Annotated in this window: 22 protein-coding genes; 19 read left to right on the top strand and 3 right to left on the bottom strand. The window is 36.3% G+C overall.

Annotation, left to right across the window (positions count from 1 at the left end):
• Window positions 1–318: 318 nt before the first annotated feature.
• From ACRD7B_RS18565 to ACRD7B_RS18540, 6 genes are all read left to right on the top strand, one after another.
• The gene (locus ACRD7B_RS18565; RefSeq protein ID WP_430826131.1) at window positions 319–1131 is read left to right on the top strand and encodes a hypothetical protein; all 813 of its coding nucleotides are present in this window, start codon (window positions 319–321) and stop codon (window positions 1129–1131) included.
• Between the two features lie 110 nt (window positions 1132–1241).
• Window positions 1242–1697, top strand: a complete 456-nt coding sequence (locus tag ACRD7B_RS18560) for a hypothetical protein (protein WP_430826130.1) — start codon at window positions 1242–1244, stop codon at window positions 1695–1697.
• Between the two features lie 217 nt (window positions 1698–1914).
• Window positions 1915–2802 (top strand): hypothetical protein, encoded by an 888-nt coding sequence (locus ACRD7B_RS18555; RefSeq protein ID WP_430826129.1) that lies wholly within the window; start codon window positions 1915–1917, stop codon window positions 2800–2802.
• A gap of 708 nt (window positions 2803–3510) precedes the next feature.
• Window positions 3511–4086 carry a Crp/Fnr family transcriptional regulator gene (locus ACRD7B_RS18550; protein ID WP_430826128.1) on the top strand — a complete coding sequence of 192 codons (576 nt, stop codon included), beginning with the start codon at window positions 3511–3513 and terminating at the stop codon, window positions 4084–4086.
• Window positions 4087–4148: 62 nt separating this feature from the next.
• Window positions 4149–4592, top strand: a complete 444-nt coding sequence (locus ACRD7B_RS18545; protein ID WP_430826127.1) for a methyltransferase family protein — start codon at window positions 4149–4151, stop codon at window positions 4590–4592.
• A gap of 46 nt (window positions 4593–4638) precedes the next feature.
• The gene (locus ACRD7B_RS18540) at window positions 4639–5382 is read left to right on the top strand and encodes a CPBP family intramembrane glutamic endopeptidase (RefSeq protein WP_430826126.1); all 744 of its coding nucleotides are present in this window, start codon (window positions 4639–4641) and stop codon (window positions 5380–5382) included.
• A gap of 215 nt (window positions 5383–5597) precedes the next feature.
• Here the strand turns inward: ACRD7B_RS18540 and ACRD7B_RS18535 are convergent, their stop codons facing one another.
• Complete coding sequence (locus tag ACRD7B_RS18535; RefSeq protein ID WP_430826125.1) at window positions 5598–6743, bottom strand: acyltransferase family protein; 1146 nt, start codon at window positions 6741–6743, stop codon at window positions 5598–5600.
• Window positions 6744–6979: 236 nt separating this feature from the next.
• On the opposite strand from ACRD7B_RS18535, the gene ACRD7B_RS18530 reads away from it, so the two are divergent.
• The 11 genes from ACRD7B_RS18530 (at window position 6980) to ACRD7B_RS18480 (ending at window position 17282) form a co-directional block, all read left to right on the top strand.
• A complete protein-coding gene (locus ACRD7B_RS18530; protein ID WP_430826124.1) occupies window positions 6980–8023 on the top strand; it encodes a sensor histidine kinase in 1044 nt (347 codons plus the stop codon).
• The gene (locus ACRD7B_RS18525; RefSeq protein WP_430826123.1) at window positions 8020–8736 is read left to right on the top strand and encodes a LytR/AlgR family response regulator transcription factor; all 717 of its coding nucleotides are present in this window, start codon (window positions 8020–8022) and stop codon (window positions 8734–8736) included. The genes ACRD7B_RS18530 and ACRD7B_RS18525 overlap by 4 nt, the downstream gene beginning before the upstream one ends.
• A gap of 169 nt (window positions 8737–8905) precedes the next feature.
• Window positions 8906–11536 (top strand): glycosyl hydrolase 2 galactose-binding domain-containing protein, encoded by a 2631-nt coding sequence (locus tag ACRD7B_RS18520; RefSeq protein ID WP_430826122.1) that lies wholly within the window; start codon window positions 8906–8908, stop codon window positions 11534–11536.
• A 663-nt stretch (window positions 11537–12199) separates the two neighbouring features.
• Window positions 12200–12562 (top strand): class I SAM-dependent methyltransferase, encoded by a 363-nt coding sequence (locus ACRD7B_RS18515; RefSeq protein WP_430826121.1) that lies wholly within the window; start codon window positions 12200–12202, stop codon window positions 12560–12562.
• On the top strand, window positions 12559–13125 hold the full coding sequence (locus ACRD7B_RS18510) for a YdeI/OmpD-associated family protein (protein WP_430826120.1): 567 nt from the start codon (window positions 12559–12561) through the stop codon (window positions 13123–13125). The genes ACRD7B_RS18515 and ACRD7B_RS18510 overlap by 4 nt, the downstream gene beginning before the upstream one ends.
• Window positions 13126–13342: 217 nt before the next feature.
• Window positions 13343–14296: an SDR family oxidoreductase gene (locus tag ACRD7B_RS18505; protein WP_430826119.1), complete on the top strand. Its 954-nt coding sequence runs from the start codon at window positions 13343–13345 to the stop codon at window positions 14294–14296.
• A 29-nt stretch (window positions 14297–14325) separates the two neighbouring features.
• Window positions 14326–14700, top strand: a complete 375-nt coding sequence (locus ACRD7B_RS18500) for a hypothetical protein (protein WP_430826117.1) — start codon at window positions 14326–14328, stop codon at window positions 14698–14700.
• A gap of 143 nt (window positions 14701–14843) precedes the next feature.
• Window positions 14844–15767, top strand: coding sequence for a helix-turn-helix domain-containing protein (locus tag ACRD7B_RS18495; RefSeq protein WP_430826116.1), 924 nt, complete (start codon window positions 14844–14846; stop codon window positions 15765–15767).
• A gap of 110 nt (window positions 15768–15877) precedes the next feature.
• Window positions 15878–16453 carry a YdeI/OmpD-associated family protein gene (locus tag ACRD7B_RS18490; protein ID WP_430826115.1) on the top strand — a complete coding sequence of 192 codons (576 nt, stop codon included), beginning with the start codon at window positions 15878–15880 and terminating at the stop codon, window positions 16451–16453.
• Between the two features lie 72 nt (window positions 16454–16525).
• Window positions 16526–16987, top strand: a complete 462-nt coding sequence (locus tag ACRD7B_RS18485) for a VOC family protein (protein ID WP_430826114.1) — start codon at window positions 16526–16528, stop codon at window positions 16985–16987.
• 163 nt (window positions 16988–17150) lie between these two features.
• Entirely contained in the window at window positions 17151–17282 is a 132-nt protein-coding gene (locus tag ACRD7B_RS18480) for a hypothetical protein (RefSeq protein WP_430826113.1), read from the top strand.
• A gap of 286 nt (window positions 17283–17568) precedes the next feature.
• Here the strand turns inward: ACRD7B_RS18480 and bamG are convergent, their stop codons facing one another.
• Both bamG and ACRD7B_RS18470 read right to left on the bottom strand, forming a co-directional pair.
• On the bottom strand, window positions 17569–18816 hold the full coding sequence (bamG, locus tag ACRD7B_RS18475) for a BamG family beta-barrel-assembly machinery protein (protein ID WP_430826112.1): 1248 nt from the start codon (window positions 18814–18816) through the stop codon (window positions 17569–17571).
• Window positions 18803–20149, bottom strand: a complete 1347-nt coding sequence (locus tag ACRD7B_RS18470; RefSeq protein WP_430826111.1) for a hypothetical protein — start codon at window positions 20147–20149, stop codon at window positions 18803–18805. Before ACRD7B_RS18470 ends, bamG begins: the two co-directional genes overlap by 14 nt.
• A gap of 257 nt (window positions 20150–20406) precedes the next feature.
• Here ACRD7B_RS18470 and ACRD7B_RS18465 point away from each other — a divergent pair, with 257 nt between their 5' ends.
• Window positions 20407–21423 carry a Kelch repeat-containing protein gene (locus ACRD7B_RS18465; RefSeq protein ID WP_430826110.1) on the top strand — a complete coding sequence of 339 codons (1017 nt, stop codon included), beginning with the start codon at window positions 20407–20409 and terminating at the stop codon, window positions 21421–21423.
• Window positions 21416–21757 (top strand): DUF4907 domain-containing protein, encoded by a 342-nt coding sequence (locus tag ACRD7B_RS18460; protein WP_430826109.1) that lies wholly within the window; start codon window positions 21416–21418, stop codon window positions 21755–21757. The genes ACRD7B_RS18465 and ACRD7B_RS18460 overlap by 8 nt, the downstream gene beginning before the upstream one ends.
• Window positions 21758–21924 lie beyond the last annotated feature (167 nt).

Genomic DNA, 21924 nt, shown 5'->3' with positions numbered 1-21924 from the left:
GCTATTGATATTAAAAAGATGATCGATAAGATTTGAATAAAAAACCGCAGAGCCTAAGCTTTGCGGTTTTTTATTAGCATGAATAGCCAATATCTTTCATAAGACCACCACTTTAGTGTGCCAAGCATATTGTAGAATTGTTCTAGATTAGCCAATACATATTAATCCTTACTACTATTTTGTTTAGTTTTAAAAGAGATAATACTTATGGTAAAAGATGGCTAGTACCTATCCGACCATATGGGATATATAGATAAGACACGGCATGTTGACAAGTTGGGTGTTATTATTGTACGAATACCTAAAATGAATTAAACAATGATTAAACGAAAAGAATTTATTGCCATCTGGAAAGAAGTTAAAAAAGCGATACAAGATTCATTCATTTTTGCGCATAATAATTCTTTAAATGAAAATGACTTTATTCAATTTTTAGCTCATTCAGAATATCTTGAGAGTTTAGAAGGAGCTAACGTTAATCCGTATATAATTGACTACACAGAACATAGACACCGAGATGCTTTCAGGATTAATCACTTAACTCGCTATCTGAATGAAGCTTATACATTTGAAGATGATGAAACTGCAGATTCAGAAGATAAAATCGCTAGGGAACTAATGATTTATACTCATATATGGGAGTCCAAACCATTTCTAAGGCAGTTAAAACGCCTTGCATTAATGACTAACTCCGAAGAATATGGATGGAAGGTTGAAATTCCAGACTTTACAAAACATAAATTTATACGTCAGGAAGTACGAGAAATTTTTGATAGTAAGGAACTACAAATAGGAAACGTAATTAAAAAGGGTTACCATTCGTCTTTAAGGAACTCTTTTGCTCATTCAGAGTTTTATTTTGACAAACACAATTCACAAATAGTTTTAACTAATTATAAGGGTGAAGATTGGGAAATAGAGAAAATAAGCTTTGATGAATGGACACAAAGGTTTTGTTATTCTTTTCTTCTTTCTTATGAATTTCAAAGTATGTTTCTCAAAGCTCGCAAACAATTGCAGCATGAAGGTGAAGGATATCCTGTAATTATGAAAGACAAAAATGGTAAAAATGTAGTTGGCGTTCTCTTTTATGATAAAACAAAAGATTTTTTTAGAGGAATAATAAAATAAAAACGGCACTTTGGCTCAGTGGAGCTTTGAAAGGTTTGGTTCATAGATTACCAATCACTTGACCTAGTCAACCATAGCATTCACTTAAATTCAATAAATCAATTATTCAAATGCAAAAATATCTGAAAATAGTTACAATTCTTGTAATTGGTATTTCAATAGGACTTTTGCTTTCAAATGTCAGTTTTAGCAAAGAAAATACGACCACCGAAATAGAAATACTAAAACAGAAGAATATAGAACTACGGACTGTTTTAATGCACAATTCGACTCTTTTAAGATTGCTAAATAGCTATAATCTTTACCAAAGCCCCGAAGAACTTAAAAGACTTGCAAAAGAAATTATTGACATTAATAATTATCAAGATACTTGTGGGACAATTGGGTATAGAATAAACAGCTACGAGATTCAAGATGGTGACTCAGCAAACCCCTATGCATTAAACTATTACAGATTTATAATCCAAGAGTATGGGATTGGTTGGGAATATCAAATTACTAAAGAGTTAAATACATTGACTCTTGACCCTAGAACAAAAGCAATAAAAACTAGTGTAATACACTAGTATAAAGCATTAGGCGTTAATGAGTGCTTAGGATTTAGGTTGAATAGTTGACCTCTGCCTAATCTTAGAATTGGCTTTTGAAAAGATAAAACAATCGATAACTTTGGTACCGCTCTCTCGAAGGTTATCGGAATGGAAAGTTAATATGGTTAAAATTCCTCACGACGTCATGCAGTGAGACCATTGTTTACAATTATGAGACATAAGATTTTATAGTATGAGTAAATTATCCTTAGTATTACTATTTTTTTTAATAACGCATTGCAGTATTACTTATGGGCAAAACTTTGTCCAAGTTGAGGGAACAAAAGTTCTTATTGAAATTCCTCATGATTTTGTTAAGTCAGATAAAATTTCTGGATACGAATCTCGAGAGGACTCTTCATTTATTAAAGTTTCAGAGATGGCTGTTCCAATTATTTTTAGAGATTGGATAATTCAGCAGGTTGGAATAATTCTACAACAAGGATTTAGTATCTTGGAAGAAAAGGAATTCAAATACAATGGATATAGAGCTCTTCAATTAACGGTGAAAAATCCCACTTCAGAATTAGAAGAATGTGTACTACTTTTTGGTGAAGATAATTTACAAATTGCTATATTATCAAGTTATACAAAAGAGAGGAAAGAAGAATTAAGAAATGTGGTTTTAAATGGGAAATATGATTCAACAATAAAATTAGATCCCTATAAGCTTATTGGTTTCAGAGTTGATACGAATCAGACATTTCTGAAGGAAGTAAGTGCAAGCGCTGTTAGTTTAAGGTTTGAAGAAAGAGATGATAATAATGAGCTAGCATCATACTTGAATCTTGTTAGGAGCGAAAAGGCTAATTTTGAAAAATTTAATCAAACTGATTTATATGATTATTTTGCAAACAAATACTTTCCAATTAGAGAACAAATCTCGAAAGAAACTTTAAGTGTCTGTAGCCTTAATTCAGATTTAATAACTTATAAAAGTCAAAAGGGTTCTCAAATTTCCTACAACTGTATGGCAGTCATTTATTGTAATAATTTTGACATATTAATAATTGGGACTATTACAGACATAAATAAACTAGATAAACTGAAAGATATTATAAAGACAATTGAACTTTTGTAGAAGAAACTTTTATAGTTCAACTATTTGCAGCACTCACCCCTACCCCCTAAAGGGGAATTCGGCCCACAGCGCAAGGTTTGAAGTTGAAAACAATTTTTCGGACATTCAGGGAAAGCTACCGAATAATCATATTTTTACAGAACGCCCCTTGAGTTTGACATCAAGAGGCTACGCACGTAAAACATTGCTAATAATTAAAAGAAACCTAAAGATTTAAATTACCATATGAACCCTATAAGATTTTTTGACATCGTATTTTATCATATTGCATTACTTTATGATAGAGTTTTCGATTATTCGGGCAATTGCGTGTTTGCAGGTATTGTATTTACAAGTTTACTCCAATGGTTAAATATATTAGTCATTATAAAGATTTTGAATCCTAATATTAAATCTAATCCTAATCTTGTTTTAATTATTTCTATCGCAATTTTACCCTTGACCTTTAATATAATTAGATATAAAAAGGTAATAACATATGAAAAACTACTTGACAAATGGGAACATGATAAAGGGTTTCTAAAGTACTTTAGAATAACTATATCAATTATATACGTATTAGGGACCATTGCAGTATTAGACATTTAAAGTTTTATTGATTTACAGATTGGATGATAAACCCTAATAGTTGTCTATATCTATGATTTAAATAAAATAATTAAGTTGTGGTCGATAATAGAAACAACTGGCTAAATGAAGCAATAAAAAATGACCGTAGAAATTACAAATACGATAAAACAACTTACTGATTTAACGGAATCGGAGATTTCTGAATTTATCGAAATATCAAGTATAAGGTCCTTTAAAGCGAAAGATAATTTTATTAGAGCCGGACAAATCCCCACTGAATTTGGATTCGTTTTAAGCGGATTATTCCGATACGTTTATATTTCGGAACAAGGAAAAGAACTCACAAAGGTTTTTATGCCTGAAAAGAGTTTTATTAGTTCCTATTCAGCAATGATTTCAAAAACAAGTTCTTTCTTTTTTATCGAAGCAATAGAAGATTCAAAAGTCTTGGTAATCTCGCACGACAAATGGCAAAAACTGAGAGAACACAAGCCCAAATGGAATTCATTACTAATAAAGCTTTTAGAAAAGGGATATGCAGTAAAAGAAAAACGGGAGCGTGAATTTTTATTGTTAGATGCAGAAAGCAGGTATAAAATATTCCTGGAAGAATATCCGAATTTAGAAAGCAGAGTAAAACAACACATGGTTGCTTCGTATCTTGGAATAACACCAATAGCTTTAAGTCGAATCAGAAAAAAGATGCAAGTATAAACCTAGGTTAATGCAAGTGGAATTACTTCAAAGTAGCTTTGAGGAAACAAAAAACTTAAAGTATGAAAAAACTAATTCCACCATTCCTTTTCTTAATCTGCATAATCATTATGCTTGCACTAAGGAACCTATTCGTTTTTAAAGAAATTATTCAAGAACCGTTTAATTACATTGGTATAGTATTTTTGATATTTGGATTCCTAATGACAGTAGTTGTAAGAAAAGGGTTTGAAAAGATTAACACAGAAATACACACATTTAAAGTCCCAGGAAAACTTGTAAGCACTGGACTTTTTAAATATAGCAGGAATCCCATTTATCTTGGCTTTACAATTAGTTTATTTGGGCTTTGGGTTCTTTTAGGAACAGTTCTTCCTATTATTGGCTGTTTACTTTTTATTGTAATAACAAATAATTACTATATTCCGTTTGAAGAGCGAATTATGGAACAGACATTTGGGGATGAGTATAAAAAGTATAAATCAAAAGTGAGGAAGTGGATATAAATCTACTGGTGATTAAATCGAATGCTTAACATAGACAGTAACACATATGGAGAATGGATTAAGAAAAATTTGGAATAGAGTATTCAGATTGAATTGGAAATTTGGGCTATTTCTATTATTGATAATCTGTATTCCCAGGTTCATATTAGTTCTTAAAGCAAATGAGACAGGAAATTACAGCCTAATTGGTTTAGTAATGCTTATTTCTGCTTTGCTACCTTTTATATTTCTTAACAAACATGGATTAAATCAAATAGGGCTTAAGAAAACATCAAAATATAAGTTTCTAGTATATGCGTTGATGTCAGGTCTTGCTTTTAGTGTCTTATTGCATTTTGTAGGCATTTGCCTCTTTGATAATACCTATGAAAATTGGTACGCATATATTGGTAAATCATATAATATAACAGAAGGTATTGCTGCTCATGATAAAAAAGTCATGTTTATAATCATGGCGATTACCGGAATGACTTTCAGTCCGATTGGTGAAGAGCTGTTTTTTCGAGGTATTGTTCATGGGAGTTTTGCGAAATCAATTGGAGATAAAAAAGCATCTATTATTGATAGTATGGCTTTTGCTTTAACACACATTTCTCATTTTGGATTGGTGTTTGTAAATAGTAGCTGGGACTTTTATTTAGTTCCTACACTGATTTGGGTAATGAGCATGTTTGGTGTAAGTATTCTGTTTTTTAAAATGAAAGAACTCACTAATTCCTTATGGGGTGCTGTTTTATGCCATTCTGGATTTAATCTGGGTATGATTTATTGTATATTTTATTTGTTGTAAATGAAGTTATTTAGAGTCCAACTTTTTGCCTGTTTAGCCTTACCCCTAGCCCCTAAAGGGGAATTCGGCCCACAGCACAAGGTTTGAAGTTGCAACAATTTTTCGGACATTCAGTGAAAGCTACCGAATAATCACATTATTACAGAACGCCCCTTGAGTTTGACATCAAGGGGCGTTCCTTCTTTTTGATATAGGATCTATCAAAAATAAGACGATTATGCTCTTAAATATATCTTCTTTTTATCTAGGATATAAGATACACCGTACCAAAACAAAATCACTGTGAAAGTGTAGAGGATGGAGCTTTTTAATGGATCGGTAAATAGTGGTGCATAGAACTTGGAATAGACCGCCCAGCGCAATGCTGTTTCGGCTCCCTCATAAGGTATTTGAATACGCCAGAAAGCGCCTTGAAAACACAGAGCAGCTGTAAACACTAATACAGCATTCTTGCCAAGTATTTGAAACGGTCTGCTCCAGCGCGTATATCCCTGCACATCAATCAACCAATAGAAGGCGGCAAGGATTAACAAAGACCATCCACCTGAATATAAAACAAAGGTACTGGACCATAACAACTTATTAATTGGATACCATACATTCCAAACAGATGCAATGGCTAACAAGGCACATCCACTCAAGAATAACCAAGCTGTTTTAGTGGCTCCATCTTTATCTGATTTAAGTAATAGGCCAACCAGCATTCCCAGTAAACACGTGACTACTGCAGGTATCGTTCCGAGTATACCTTCATTGTCGAATGGTTTGTTCCATTCTGCCACATGGCCTTCGAGCACAACGGAATCAATCCAAACAGAAAGGTTAGCAATGCCATCGGCAGGCAAGACATTAAGGTTGGGCATGCCATAACCTGGCACAGGAATCAATGTAGAAATACCCCAAAAGGCTATTAACATTCCAATGCCAGTCCATAACAACTGTTTGACATTGAGCTTTAAAAACAGAAATGAACAGATAACATATACCAAGGCAATGCGTTGAAGAACGCCCATTATACGTAAAGTCTTTAAGCTATAAATGGGTTGACTATCCAAAAAGGCATTGCTCAGCCAACCTAGGAGAATAAGGATGATAGCTCGCTTAGCTACATGTTTCATGATCTTAGCATGACTATCGCCATTCTGCACTCTTTTTTGCAAGGAAAAAATCATGGCCACACCAACAATAAATAGGAAGGATGGGAATATAAGATCGGCCAAAGTAAAGCCATTCCAACTGGCATGAATGAGTGGTTTGTATTTATTGCCCCAGTCGCCAGGATAATCAACCAACAACATACCTAACATGCATAAGCCACGAAAGGCATCGAGGGAAAATAAACGTTTACTAGTAGTATTCATAAATGTAAAATTTGGGATTTGATTAGACTTATTGCTTGTAAATATATCTACAGCATATGAGGCTTAATTACAAGATCTACCAAAAGCTATTATCAACAGTTATAAGCCATATTACTAAGGACATCTGTATTCCATCCTTCGAAATCATATATCTGTCGCTTTTTAAGATCATTTGATAGATGCGCCTTGCAGATAATGTTAGATTAAAATACATTTAGGATCAATTAATAAAATGCATGAGCAGAAACCTCTTCATATTTAGAAACCGCCTACTCTGGCACGTCCTGTTTTGGGTCTTTGTCTACCTGTTCTATGTAATAACCTATGGCGAATACCAGGACAATTATAGAGGTGAGTTAATTACCAACCTCCTACTGTTACCGCTGCGCATGCTAGGCGTGTATTCGTTGATTTATTACTTATTGCCACAGTTTCTGCTCAAGAAAAGATACTTTGCTTTCTTTGGCCTTTGTGCCATTCATGCCTTGGTGTATGGCTGGCTCATTTGGAGCAGCATCTATTTTATAGAGATAGCCCCTTCAACAACCCAGCCACTACTCGATCTTGGACAGTTGCTAACAACCATATTAGTCAACTACATCATCGCTACCATGGCGGTTATTATCAAGTTGTTTAAAACATGGTACATCGATCAGAGCAAGAAACAACAATTACTAAATGAAAAGCATCAGGCCGAGCTCAATTTTCTAAAGACACAGATTCATCCACATTTCCTATTCAATACACTTAATAACCTTTACTCTTTAACACTGATTAAATCGGACGAAGCACCTAATGTTGTTATTAAATTGAGTCAATTGCTTAACTATACGCTATACGATTGCAATGTGGACTATGTAAATTTCAATAAGGAGATGGAGTTTATCGAGAACTATATGAGTTTGCAAAAAATCAGACACAATGCAGATATAGTTAGTATTAAACTTGACATAGATGCCAACAACCTCAACCAAAATATTGCTCCACTCCTATTATTACCTATCATCGAGAATTGTTTTAAGCATGGGGTAGATAAAAGTGAGGACGAAGCTTATATCAACGTCCGTATCAAAAGCTATGAAACCCATTTGGACTTTTATGCTGAAAACTCGATACCAGAGGCCGACAAAAATAAAGTGCACAACGATGGTATAGGCATCAGCAACATTAAGAAACGTTTGGAACTTTTGTATAAAAATGCCTACAAACTGGAGATCAAAAAGGAGAACCTTACATTTAAATTAAGTCTGAAACTTTACTGGAACCCAATTATACGATGATATCAAAATGCCTCATAATAGACGATGAACCACTTGCCATAAAAGTGATTCAGAAACACATCGACAACATTGATTTGTTAGAAGTGGTAGGCACATGTAACCGTGCTGCCGATGCTTTTACCATGCTAAAAACCATGGAAGTTGATTTAATCTTTCTCGACATTAAGATGCCGGGCATTAGTGGTATCGATCTGGTAAAAACACTGCAACACCCGCCTGCAGTAATCTTTACAACGGCTTATCGCGATTATGCCATAGAAGGCTATGAACTAAATGCCATCGATTATTTACTGAAACCGATTCCCTTCGATCGTTTTCTGAAAGCTGTTAATAAATACATCAACCAACGAAGTGTACCAGTGAGCAGTTCTACTCCTTTGGAAAATGATGAAAAACACATTTTTGTAAAGGGCAACAAGAAGGTGCATAAGGTATTGTTGAATGATATTCATTACATCGAAAGCTTAAAGGACTATGTGAAGATAGTGACCAACAATAAAGAGATTGTGGCTAAATACGCACTTAACACCTTGGAAGAGAATTTGAATACGACTGATTTCATACGCATTCATCGCTCTTTCATCATAGGCATTAAACACATCAGTGGGTTCTCGGCCAACAGCATTGAAATACACAATAAGGAATTACCCATTGGTCGTATGTACAGCAAACAAGTTTTCGAAAAGCTCAATTATAAATTACTTGGAGAGTAAAACAAATTAGTCCGATAGTCCATAGTCCGAAGATAGGAGTCATTTATGATAGTAATTGTTTTTTTGGCTCATTGGCTGATGTCGGTAATTAGCATGATGTATAAAATTATTTAATTGGCAATAGAAAAATTTCAATTGATATAAGAGATAAACCTAAAGTATTACAAACATGAAATCTAAAATTTTAAGCACGGTAATGTTCTGCATTACCATGATGCTCAGCACGAGTTGTGTCCAATCGCAAGGCACATTTAAACAATCGCTCAACGATGATTGGCAAATTCAGTCGTCGGAAGTGGCCACTGATAAGGGCGAACAAATTTCAACAGTCAACTACCAAACAGAAGGATGGATTAGTACATCGGTTCCATCAACGGTAATGAATGCACTGGTTGAAAGCGGTAAGTATCCTGACATCTTTATGGGTAAGAACCTTGACAAAATTGATAGCAAACAATTTCAGTGCCCATGGTGGTATCGTAAAACATTTACGTTAGATGAAGTCAGCTACCAGAGTGCTCGTTTGATTTTCGAAGGACTTAACTACAAGGCTAATATTTGGCTTAACGGTAAACTTATTGCTGATTCAAAGCAAATAGAAGGTGCCTTTAACATGTTCGATCTGGAAGTGAAAAAGCATCTAATTAAAGGTGTAAACACACTGGCCATTGAGATTATCCCGATGAAGTATGGGGACTTAACCATTGGTTTTGTTGATTGGAACCCACCTGCACCGGATCGTAATATGGGCCTATGGCGTGGTGTTAGTCTTAAGTTATCAGGAGCAGCTTCGCTAGACGAAGTATACGTAAAAACAGATGTAGATACTGAAACACTAAATAAGGCAAGTCTGTCGATTAGTTCAGTATTAAAGAATAATACGGATAAAGCCATTTCAGCAAAGCTTGTGGGACGTATCGGAGACATCAACTTCAGTCAATCATATACCATTGAAGCCAACAGTCAATTAAATGCTAATCTGGATGAGAGCACTGTCAAAGAATTACTCATCAACAAGCCAAAGCTATGGTGGCCCAACAATATGGGTGAGCCAAACTTATACACACTGGATCTGGAACTCTTTGTTGATGGCAAAAAAAGCGATGAGCAATCCGTTCGTTTCGGTATACGTGAGTTAGAAGAGTTTAAGACCGCTGATGGTCATAAGGGCTGGAAGATAAACGGCGAGAAAGTGATGTTACGTTCGGGCGGATGGGTTGATGATTTATTCCTTGGCGACTCGGATGAAAAAGTGGCTGCCCAGCTCGACTATGTGAAACACATGAATATGAATTCTATCCGTCTGGAAGGCTTCTGGGGCAAGAACAAAACCATTTATGACAAGGCTGATGAAAACGGTATACTCATATTGATTGGTTGGAGCTGTGAGTGGGAATGGGAATCGTACACTGGCCGTAAGGAACAGCGTTACATGAACATTGAAACGCCAGATGACATTCGGGTTCAAACCAAGGGTTATCAGGATCAAGCCATCTGGTTACGTAACCACCCAAGTGTGTTTTTATGGGTATTGGGTAGCGACCGTATGGTGAGCCCTGAAGTAGAAACCAAGATGCATGATATATTGACCAAGTACGATGGCACTCGTCCGATATTGTCAACTTGTCGTGGCCATGTGATTGGCAACCCTGAACCAGAGATAAGTGAGATTACAGGAGAAGCAGGCGTTAAAATGCGTGGCCCCTACTCCTACGTCACACCTAACTATTGGTACATCGATAAAGAATTTGGTGGAGCCTATGGCTTTAATACAGAAACAGGACCGGGTGCACAAGTACCACCTTTGGAAAGCATCAAAAAGATGATTCCGGAAGATGCCCTATGGCCTCCTACCAATGAGATGTGGATGTATCACAATGGGCGTCATTCCTTCCACACACTCGATCGTTATTTAACTGCCTTCAATGGCCGTTATGGCGAAAGCAATAACATTGAAGATTTTGCCCTATTGGCACAGGCCAATAACTATGAAGCGATGCGCGCTATGTTCGAGGCTTTCTCGGTTAATAAACACGATGAAGCAACGGGTGTGGTGCAGTGGATGTTGAACTCAGCCTGGCCTGAAACATTTTGGCAGTTGTACGATTGGTACATGATGCCCAATGGTGCCTTTTATGGTACACGAGCAGCCAATCAGCCACTCAACCTGATTTACAATTATGGTGACAATAACATTTACATCAACAACGATCACCTGAAAGCTTTTGATGGTTTAAAGGCAAACATTCAGATTCTGGATTCAAATAGCAAGGAGGTATTTAGCAAGGAAGTAAGTTGTGATGTTACAGCTAACAGCTCTGCTTTGGTATTTGAATTACCTGAAATTAAAAACCTAACATCACTTTACTTTGTGGCTTTAACATTAAACGATGAAAGTGAAAAAGAAATCAGTCGTAACTTCTATTGGTTGTCGAACAAGAAAGATGTGATGGATTGGGATAAGACCACCTGGATTCATACACCGAATAAAAGCTTTGCAGACCTAAGTGAGCTGCGCACCTTACCACGTGCGGAAGTAAGTGTTTCAAATAACTTCATCAATGATAAGGGTGAAGCAGAAGTTACGCTTACAAACCAATCGGATAAACTGGCCTTTTTAATTGAGTTGGCCTTTGTTGATAAAGAAAGTAAGCTGACGTTATTGCCAGCCTTTTGGAGCGACAATTACCTTTCTCTTCTTCCAGGCGAAACGCGAGTTGTAAAGTATACACCTGGCACTAATACGAATAGTGATGAATTAGAGTTGAAAGTAAAAGGATATAACGTTGATGTGAAATAAATTTTCAATCAATTCAACAGGAACCGCGGGGCGCAAGCTTTGCGGTTTTTTTGTATAACTTTTTATTGAAGTCAACTTTCGGTTACTCCCTTTCTTATAGCAATAGGGCGATCTCTAAGGTCAGAATTGCTCGAGCCGTGGAGGCTTTTACTTTTTTCTACAGTCAAAAAAGTAAATAAAAAGTCCGCCGACTGCATCCACTTCACTCAAAAAACTAGGTTTCATGACTGAAATTGTTTTAAACTCACCCTTTCTCGTTCCTCAAAAGGGTTCAAACAGAAAACAATTTTTAAACGTCATTTCAATCCTGTTTTTTGGATCACTGGCTGATGTCGGTTTGCATACTAATGTTTCTTACTCAATTTTGAAACTTTAGAACTTCATTAAACATCAATCAATTCAACAGGAACCGCGGGGCGCAAGCTTTGCGGTTTTTTACATGTATTTTTTTTAGAAATTTGTTATTTCACTAAAAAGTATTCTCTAATATTAAAAGGTTTAAAAAGCGTAAAATGCTCATTCGAAAGCTATATATTTAGGAATAAATAATCAGCTCACAAACTGATTTATACTGTAGAAACTTAAAAGGCACAAAATGCACACTGGTATGAAGAATAAAAAGTATTTTTATTGAAACCTTTAACAAATCAAACAAACGCAAACATGAGTGACTCGATATTTAGAAAAGATGGTACTGCCCAAGGGGTTGCGAAACAGCGTTTGATTGAATCGCTCGCTAAAGCTGATAAACGTGTTATATATGACCCTTATGCTGAAAAATTTGTGCTTGGGGCAGGTATAATCAAACTTATGGGACATAAGTTGAGTGTTTGGATAACTCAAAAGTTCGCAGCAGGTTTTCACGAACATTTAATTTCACGAACTCGCTTCATAGATGACCTTCTCGAAAAAAGCACGGCCAATGAGGTAGAACAGTATGTTATATTAGGTGCCGGATACGACTTAAGAGCTCATCGACTTAATCTGCCATCTACATTAAAAATATTTGTAGTTGCTAAAAGATGAGTGAAATAACCTGTAAATATTTTATCGATAGAAAAGAATGGAGAAAGTGGCTCTCAACCAATTTTGAAAGTGCCGATGATGTTTGGTTGGAGTATCCATTAAAGAAGACAGGTAAAAAACGAATTATGTATAATGATGCGGTGGAAGAAGCTCTCTGCTTTGGATGGATTGACAGCACTGTTAAATCGTTAAACGATGATACTAGCATTCAACGATTTTGTAAACGAAGAAAAAACACTTCCTTCTCACAACCTAACATCGAACGCCTGAAATGGCTCTTTGAAAACAACTTGATTCACGACTCAATAAGGAATGATATACAAAAAATAATTCAAGCAGAATTTAAGTTTCCGAAAGACATACTTAAACTGCTTAAGATGGATAAGACTGTTTGGGAAAACTATCAAAACTTTTCGGAACCCTATAAACGAATAAGGATTGCCTATATCGATAGCGCAAGAAAAAGACCTGAGGAATTTGAAAAACGTCTTCAGAATTTCTTTCACAAAACAAAAGAGAATAAACTCATTAAAGGGTTTGGTGGAATTAATAAGTACTATTAAAACTGCCCAAAGAAATTGAGAATCACTTCTCCACAAGCAACTAAGGCCAGACTTGACACACCCTAGCCAATTTTATTAACTTCATACTTGAAGTATTATCAGCAAGTCCGGCTCATGCAGAAAAGTATACATCTTCTGCCAAAATGTTTAAGTACTAAAGGCCATTCATAGATGATCTTTGTAGCATGATAATTTATAAAACGAAAAGCTTTGAATTATGACTACTAAAAACACATTTGAAAAAAAGGGATGGACACCAGAGTTAATGAAATCGCAGAAAGGCAAAACATTTGTTATTACCGGAACAACAAGTGGTACAGGATTTGAAGCAGCGCGCATATTGCTTTCAAAGGGAGCAAAAGTGGTGATGTTAAATCGCAACTCAAAAAAATCGGAAGATACCATTGCAGAATTGAAACAAAAGCTTGGAAATACTATTGATGTATCCTACATAAGAATGGATTTGGCAGAACAAGCCTCCGTAAAAGCGGCAGCAGAAGAAGTACTTAAAATGTATACTAAAATAGATGCATTGATATTAAACGCCGCCATTGCACAAGTGCCCAAACAAACCTTTACCGTTGACGGCTTTGAAAGTCAGTTGGGTGTAAACCACTATGGTAACTTCTTGCTTCAAACACTGCTTTACCCACGCATTGCTGAATCTAAAGGACGTATTGTGACAGTTGGTAGCATGGGTTATAATTTAGGGCTTAGAACCATACAGTTCGATGATATGAACTGGGATAAGAACTATAGTCCTAATGGTGTATATAGCCAAAGTAAGTTGGCACAGATAATGTCGATATACGAACTACAGGATAGATTGAAAGAAGCAGGAAAAACAGAAGTTAAAGCATATGCCTGTCACCCGGGCGCTTCCAGAACATCATTGATCAAAACCAGCGGTAGCTTAATGACTCGTTTCGTATGGCAACTGATGAAATTGTCTCCATTGGTACAATCGGCTGAGAAAGGTGCTTATCCGGAATTGATGTGCGCCACTGAAGTTAATCTGGATGAAAATGGTTTTTATGGTCCTACAGGATACGGTTATTTTAAGGGTCCAGTTGGCGAATGTAAATTAGAACCACATGCAAAGAATAAAAAAGTAGCCAAGAAGTTGTGGGATTTATCGGAAAAAGAAACGGGTGTAAAATGGAATTTGTAAATTACTGAATTATTAAAAAGCACAAGACCATGGATATACTAAAATCAGCAAGCGATTGGGCAAAAGCCGAATTGTTTTCAACACCTTTTTTCATAGTATTTGGAATTTTATTTGTAGCCGCAAGTATTGGTTTTTGGCAACTGGGTAAAACCGACATGGCCAAAGCCTATATTATACCCACATTGGTAGCTGGTGTTATGCTCATGATAATTGGCTTTGGCTTATTCTTTACCAATAAAGCCAGAGTTTCACAATTTGAGAAAGCTTATCATGCCGATGCACCAGCCTTTGTTCAATCGGAGTTAGAACGTGCCGATGCCACAATAAAAAGAATACAAAAACATAGTTTTTACAGCTATTCCTATTATTATTGCCATTTGCGCCATTGTAATAATCTTTGTTAACTCTTCGGGTTGGCGGGCAGGTTTGATAACAAGCATTGCTATGTTAGTAGTTATATTGTTGATTGATGGTACCGCCTCTGCAAGAATTGAGAATTACAACAAGCAGTTAATTGAAGCTGAGAAACAAGAATAAATTGCTAATAATGGAAGCTATCATTTTTAATAATATAACGGAATTTAATCGGGCGCAGAACTTACCTGATCCTGAGAATCCTCTTTTTAGCATCGGGCATAAAAGCATGAATGCTGATGAAGTACAAAATTGTGTTTCTTCAAACAAAGAAGTGAGTTATACCAACCAGTTTTACATCATCAGTTTAAAGAACATTGTTTCGGGCGAAATACTTTATGGCCGCACAAAGTACGATTGCGAAACTGGAACATTATTGTTTTCGGCACCCAATCAAACCTATACCGTTAAAGATATTGTTATTAGTTCCGAATCGTGGTTTATCGCTTTTCACGAAGATTTTATTCGGGGGCTCGATATTCAGAAGCGTATTAAGAAATATAATTTCTTCAACTACAATGTAAATGAAGCGTTGCACCTAAGTCCGAAGGAAGAGCTTACCATAAAGTCAATTTTAAAAAACATCGAAGCAGAATATCAGAACAACCAGGATGAGTTTAGTAAGGAAATTATTCTAACCCATTTGGAAGCCTTGCTAAAATATGCCGACCGCTTTTACAAGCGTCAGTTCCTGAACCGAAAAGACATTAATAAGGCACTCTTTACACGTTTTAAGGAAATACTGGATGTGTATTTTGAATCGGATCAATTAGAAGAAAAAGGAATACCAACGGTTGAATGGTTGGCAAACCAGTTAGGTGTGAGTCATAGGTACATGCGCGACACCATTAAAGCTGAAACAGGAAAAACAGCTGTTGACCAAATTAACTTGTATTTAGTTGAAGAAGCAAAGAATCTTTTGCTGGCTCCCCATGCCTCTATTTCAGAAACAGCCTACAAGCTAGGCTTTGAATATCCGCAGTATTTTTCTCGACTGTTCAAAAAGAAGGTGGGTGTGAGTCCGAAAGAATACATAGAGAATGCATCGGCAAATTAATATTTGAAGGCTTACTGTAAAAACGTAGTTTTGGCTACTTTTTCGTTTGAAACAATTGTGTTTTAAAAGCTCATTAAACAGACCCAATCCATAAAAACAGAAACTTCCATATGACAGATATTGAGACCTTTAGGCCTGCTAACCAAAATGAGTGGAGAAAATGGCTGGAGTTGAACCACGATAAAAAAGAAGCCGTATGGGTTATTTTTCATAAGAAAAGCTCTCCCAGTCATAATATGAGCTGGAGTGAGTCGGTTGATGAAGCACTTTGTTTTGGTTGGATTGATAGCGTTAAAAAGAGCATTGACAGTGAGAAATTCAAACAATATTTTAGCAAACGAAAAGCAAAGAGTAATTGGTCGAAGATAAATAAGGACAAAGTGCTTACCTTAATTGACCAAGGCCTTATGCAAGAAGCAGGTTTTAAGAGCATTGAAATTGCCAAAGAAAATGGTTCGTGGACTATTTTAGATGAAATTGAAGCATTGGTTGTTCCACAAGATTTAGAAGATGAACTGGAAAAACATGATGGCGCAGCGCAATACTTTAAGGGTTTGAGTAAATCGGTAAAAAAGGGTTTATTATACTGGGTTGTTTCTGCTAAACGAAAAGAGACAAGACAAAAGAGGGTATTAGAAATAGCAGATAACGCCATGCTAAATATGAAACCCAAGCAATTCAGATAAGATAAAGTGCAAGAGTTAATTTAACTACTATTCCTGTACTTTGTTAGGCTTTGAACGAAAACATATGATGTAATGAAAACAAAACCTCAAATACTATTAATTGTATTTATCACAATTATGACTTGCTGCACTCAAAAAACAGAAAAGGAAAAAAACATGAAATATTCATCATCCATTACCTTCTTGTATTATAAAGATTTCAAGTACGGCATTGACTTCATGGAGAACACACTGCAATTAGACTTAGTCATGGATCAAGGCTTTGCGCGTGTTTATCAGGTTAATGAAAAAGCTTTTTTGGGTATAGTAGAAGAAAAAGACAGTACTGATGTAGCAGGTAGCACCTTGTTCTCATTAACTACCAACAATGTAGATGAAGAATACAAAAGAGTTGGACAATTAAACGTGTATAATTTAACCGAAATGAAGCACTTTGAAAGCATTCCACTTCGCTCTTTCTTCTTTGATGATGCGGAAGGTCACAAGTTTGAAATTCAACAATTCATAAAGGAAGAAGATGTGCTTATGTTTTAATAAAAAAAAAAAAATGAAAAGATGAGTAGCAAACCAAAGTTGTCCTAATAGTTTTATCAATTGGGCTATCCGCCCAAACCTGACTTCATTTTTTGTCATGACACAAAAAACGGAAGCAAAAAAGGTCTAGGCTACACCAGCTTCGCTCAAAAAACTACAGTTGATGACTGAAATTGTTTTAAACTCACCCTTTCTCGTTCCTCGAAAAGGCTCAAACAAAAAACAATTCTTAAGCGTCATCTCAACCTTGTTTTTTGCCTCACCTGCTGAGGCCTTTTGGCAACAAGATGTTTAGAGCTTTGAATAAAAGTGTTTAGGACGCTACCGTTAGCTATCGGGGCGAGGTTCATATATTATTTCACACGTTTAAGGTATTATTGTTACCCGAACTGTTCCTTTCGCTCAAGCCGCTAGGCTTCCCGCCATAGCTGGACAAAACGCCCGCCGACTTCACCTGCTTCGTTCATAAAAACTACGGTTAATCCACTGGAATTGCTTAAACTCACCTAACACTTCAAGTACACATTCTCCTCAATTATCTATAAACTCATTTCTGCCTAATCTTTAGGCCTTTAACAACATTATTGAAATTTACTTTTTCTAAACCAAGTTTCGTTAAAGGTGAAACCCACTTTAATATTGTGGTAGTTTTCTTTAATCAGACCACCCTCCATCGTGCCACTTTGCTTGTACTCATAAGCTATATTTATTTTTGATGCTTTAACCGGCAATGTAGCTCCAAATGTCACACCTTTTTCATCGAGGTTAATACCATTAATAGCAAAATAGTTTTGATTGTAAAAAACTCCAGCACGGTATTTTATTTGATTAAAATACGACCTATAATAATTCTTCTGTGGTGTGAACTGAATACCTAAACTCGCTCCATGGGTATCCTTATATTCACCCGCACCAATATTTAATTGACTTTCACTCCAATTTCCATAACGGTAATCGCCTGTGAACAACCAGGCATCACGAAATTGTAAGGCTACACCAAAGCCATAACTACAAGGAAGAAAAAGATCAGCCCCTCCATCCGATGATTCTAGCAATTGAACTCCGTTATCGTTACTAATGTTGTGTTCATACGAATTATGCAATTGCGATTCTGTATTTATCCTAGCCCCAAAAGACAGGACACTCGATCCTATTGGCTGGTGGTATTGAAAACCATATTCTAATAACAAAGAGTTGACTTTATACGATCTGCTGTTTGTTATGGTCTCACCAGTTATACTTGGATAGTACGAATTTTCAATAACATCGGTATTACCCCACAAAAAAGAAGCACTTAAACCGAGCGAAAATCCTTTTGCTATCCTTATCCCATTCGACCATGACACCTGCGAAATACCACCTTCGCCAATGTATTCGACAGGATAGGTTGACATGGTGCCCAGAATATATTTCTCGCTGTAAATATTATAGCCAATACTTGAGAATGGCTGCAAACTAAAACTCATTCCCCAATTCCGATTCACTTTAAAAGCCATTTGAAAAGCATCCAGATTGGCATCAAAATTATGTTGCGACTCGAGCTGAGTTTCAAATTTTGAAAACGATGCCTTGCCTTGAATATTAAATAAAAAGGTGGTGCTATCAAGGCCTGATAACGATGCAGGGTTTAAAGTATTGATGTATCCATCGGATGAAAGCGCAATACCTGTGTGTCCCATACCAGCATTTGTAGCATCACTTTTAGGTTCGAGCACTCCAACACCAAAGATAGAATAAGGGGAAGACACACTGTTTTGAGCCTCCCCTTTAAAGTAAAACGAGAAGCATATAATGAATAAAAAGACAAAGCTTGTTTTATTGATTGTCATAATAATAGTAGTAGATATATAATTGTGATGCGTTGTTTGAAAAACTTGATCCGTTCACGATTAAACTGGCAAATGAGTTAACCAAATCATCGCTTGGAAGACTAAACACTAAACCTTTTTCAGTATCAACAATACTCTCAGTGAGGCGATAATTGAGATAATCGGAAACATCGAACACATAAAACGTTTCCTCATTGTAGACTTTATCTAAGTATAAGGTTCCACTTAATGCAGTCTCTTCACTCGTTAATAATGGATTTCTGTTGGCGTTAATACGATCCAACTCCGATATATAAACCAGATCAGGCAACTCACTCCATGGGCTTAACTTTGAGTTGGGTCGAATGTGTAATTCAGCTTTCACCTCATGACCTAACTGTTTTATCTCAAGCAAATTATTTAAATATGGAAAGTCGACACGGATTTCATAACCCGATCCTGCCTGTAAAGCCAAAAGGCCATTGCTTGCTGTTTCTACCAATTTATCTTGTCCGGATGCAATCGTAGAATAATCGTTATCCGAATCATGATTAATAAATTGATTAAAATTACGCGACGACACTTCCAGATTTAAATCCCTGATTATGGTTTCTTTTTCGAGGGATACCTTGTGTGAATACAATCGCACATGTGGTACCGAATCTGCTAAGGTGATACCTAAAACGCTATTCGTTGTGTTTCTATCACAGTTAAGCACTACACCGTTAAATCGTTCTTTAAAAAGCGTTATCTTATCCACATGATTTTCATAAGCTTGCATAAAATCAACAATCTCTCGTGCAAATTCATCCTTAAGCCTTACCTCAATTGCACTACCCTTTCCGGGCTTAGGCCTAAATTGCTTTTTACCTAAGCTATTTGATTCATCATACTGAAATGAATGAAGATTATATAAATACCCATCATCGCTGGTTTCAATCTCCTCGAATAAAGGATAAACCTCTAAATCAAACAATTCTGTGGTATCACCCAGGTAGTATCCATTAGGCACTAAACGCAGAACAATACTATCCAGCACCTCTTCATCGTCCCAGTCAAAACTGCTGGGTGCCACTAATGGAAAATAACTTTTCACCTCCTGACTTCCCAATAAGGCATGCTCATGGTGACCTATCAAAGCAGATGAAGCCGAAGATGTTACAAAAGAATCGAGCTTAATGGTTGAAAACTGAACCGTAACAGAATCGATAAGTGTGGTATACGTCGATGAACTAACAAAGACCTTTCCTGGGTTTAAACTCCCTTTTGTGCATGAAGTATAAACTAAGCTTAACAACAGCATTAATTTAAAGCGAAATCCAAAAACAGAGTACTTGTATAATTCTATATTCATTGAGTTATTTGTGCTATAATTACAACACAAATAAAAGCGGTCTCATGATGACCCGTAAATCTATTCGATGAATCGGAACATTTATTCTACAAAAAGGAATAGTCATTCAACCAACGCAACCTTATAGAGCATAATTTCAACAAAAACCGTTTGTTGAAATGAAAAACACTTGTATAGGAGAAAAAGCGCATTTCATAGATTAAATTACCACACGAAGACTTGCATTTTTAGATTTGAGCCATAATTATAAACAGATTATGATGAAGAAAATAAATGGCTTATTGGTAATGCTTGCTTTCGTAATGGTATTTGCTTCTTGCTCCGATGATGATGATGAAGTAGAATTACAAGGTAACTGGATTGATTTAGGCTCATTCGAAGGCGTACCTCGAAGTGATGCTGTGGCTTTTACCGTTGGCAATTATGCGTATGTAGGTACAGGATATGATGGTTATGAAGATGAACGCTTAAACGATTTCTGGCGCTACGATGCCGAAAAAGATTTTTGGACACAGGTGAAAAGCTTGCCAGCATCAGCACGTAATGGAGCGGTTGCCTTTGGTACTTCAACCAAAGGATTCATTACAACAGGTTACGATGGCGAATTTAAACTAAAGGATACCTGGGAATACGATCCAGAAAGTAATGAGTGGACTCAAAAAAGTGACTTTGGCGGAACCGGACGTTATGGATCTGTTGCCTTTAGCATTGATGACAAGGGATATGTAGGCACTGGTTATGATGGTAACATTCTTAAAGATTTCTGGCAATATGACCCCATCATGGATAGTTGGGAACAGATTGTTAGTATTGGTGGTAAAAAACGACGTGATGCAAGCACTTTTGTGATTAATAACAAGGCCTATGTTTGCATGGGCTCAGATAATGGCGAATACCTCGAAGACCTTTGGCAATACGATCCTCTGGAGAACAGTTGGTTACAAAAACGTAAGATTGGTAAAGATGCCAACACCGATGAAAGTTATGATGATGACTACGAAATGACAGGAATAAATGGGGTCGCTTTTAGCATCAATGGACTTGGTTATTTAGCCACAGGCGGACCTGGCTATCCCAATAACCATGTTTGGGAATACGATCCGGTACTTGATCTATGGGAACAACGAACCAGTCACGAAGGATCGCCTCGATACGAAGCTGTGGCATTCACCATCGACAACAAACCATATGTGCTTACTGGTCGAAGTTCTTCGTATTATATGGATGATGTTTGGACATTCGATCCCGACGCAACACAAGACGACAATGATTAAAACAAAGGTATTAAGACTAATAGATAAGCGATACAGTGGTCTATTAGTTATCGCTGGATCACTTCTACTTTTTGCCATCAGTTTAAGTCAGCCAACTAGTCATCTAAGTCATCAGGTGATTGCGGTAAATGGAGGCTATGGTTACAACATCTTAAATAAAGAAAAGGTAATTATACATCAACCATCAATACCATCCCTTAGTGGTTATCATCCTTTTAAAATGAAAGAAGATGCTGAAGCGGCAGCTAAAATGGTTATTAAAAAAATAGAAAAAGGAAAGTCACCAAGCTTATCTAATGAAGATATAAAAACCATTGGGTATATAGCGCCGTAGCTCTTGTTTGATTAGATAACGGCGTATAAACAGGGTGTTCGAACACAAAGAACGGTCATCGAGATGATCCCTGAGCATTCTAAGATAAAAACAAGTTTTTAGCAAGATAATTTCACAAATGGCTCTTCTCTATATGCTACGGCAAATATTCGAAGAACTATTTTGTT

Source organism: Carboxylicivirga fragile, from assembly GCF_050589805.1.
In the GTDB taxonomy this organism is placed as follows: Bacteria; Bacteroidota; Bacteroidia; order Bacteroidales; family Marinilabiliaceae; genus Carboxylicivirga; species Carboxylicivirga fragile.
This window is presented reverse-complemented; position numbering and strand designations above follow the sequence as displayed.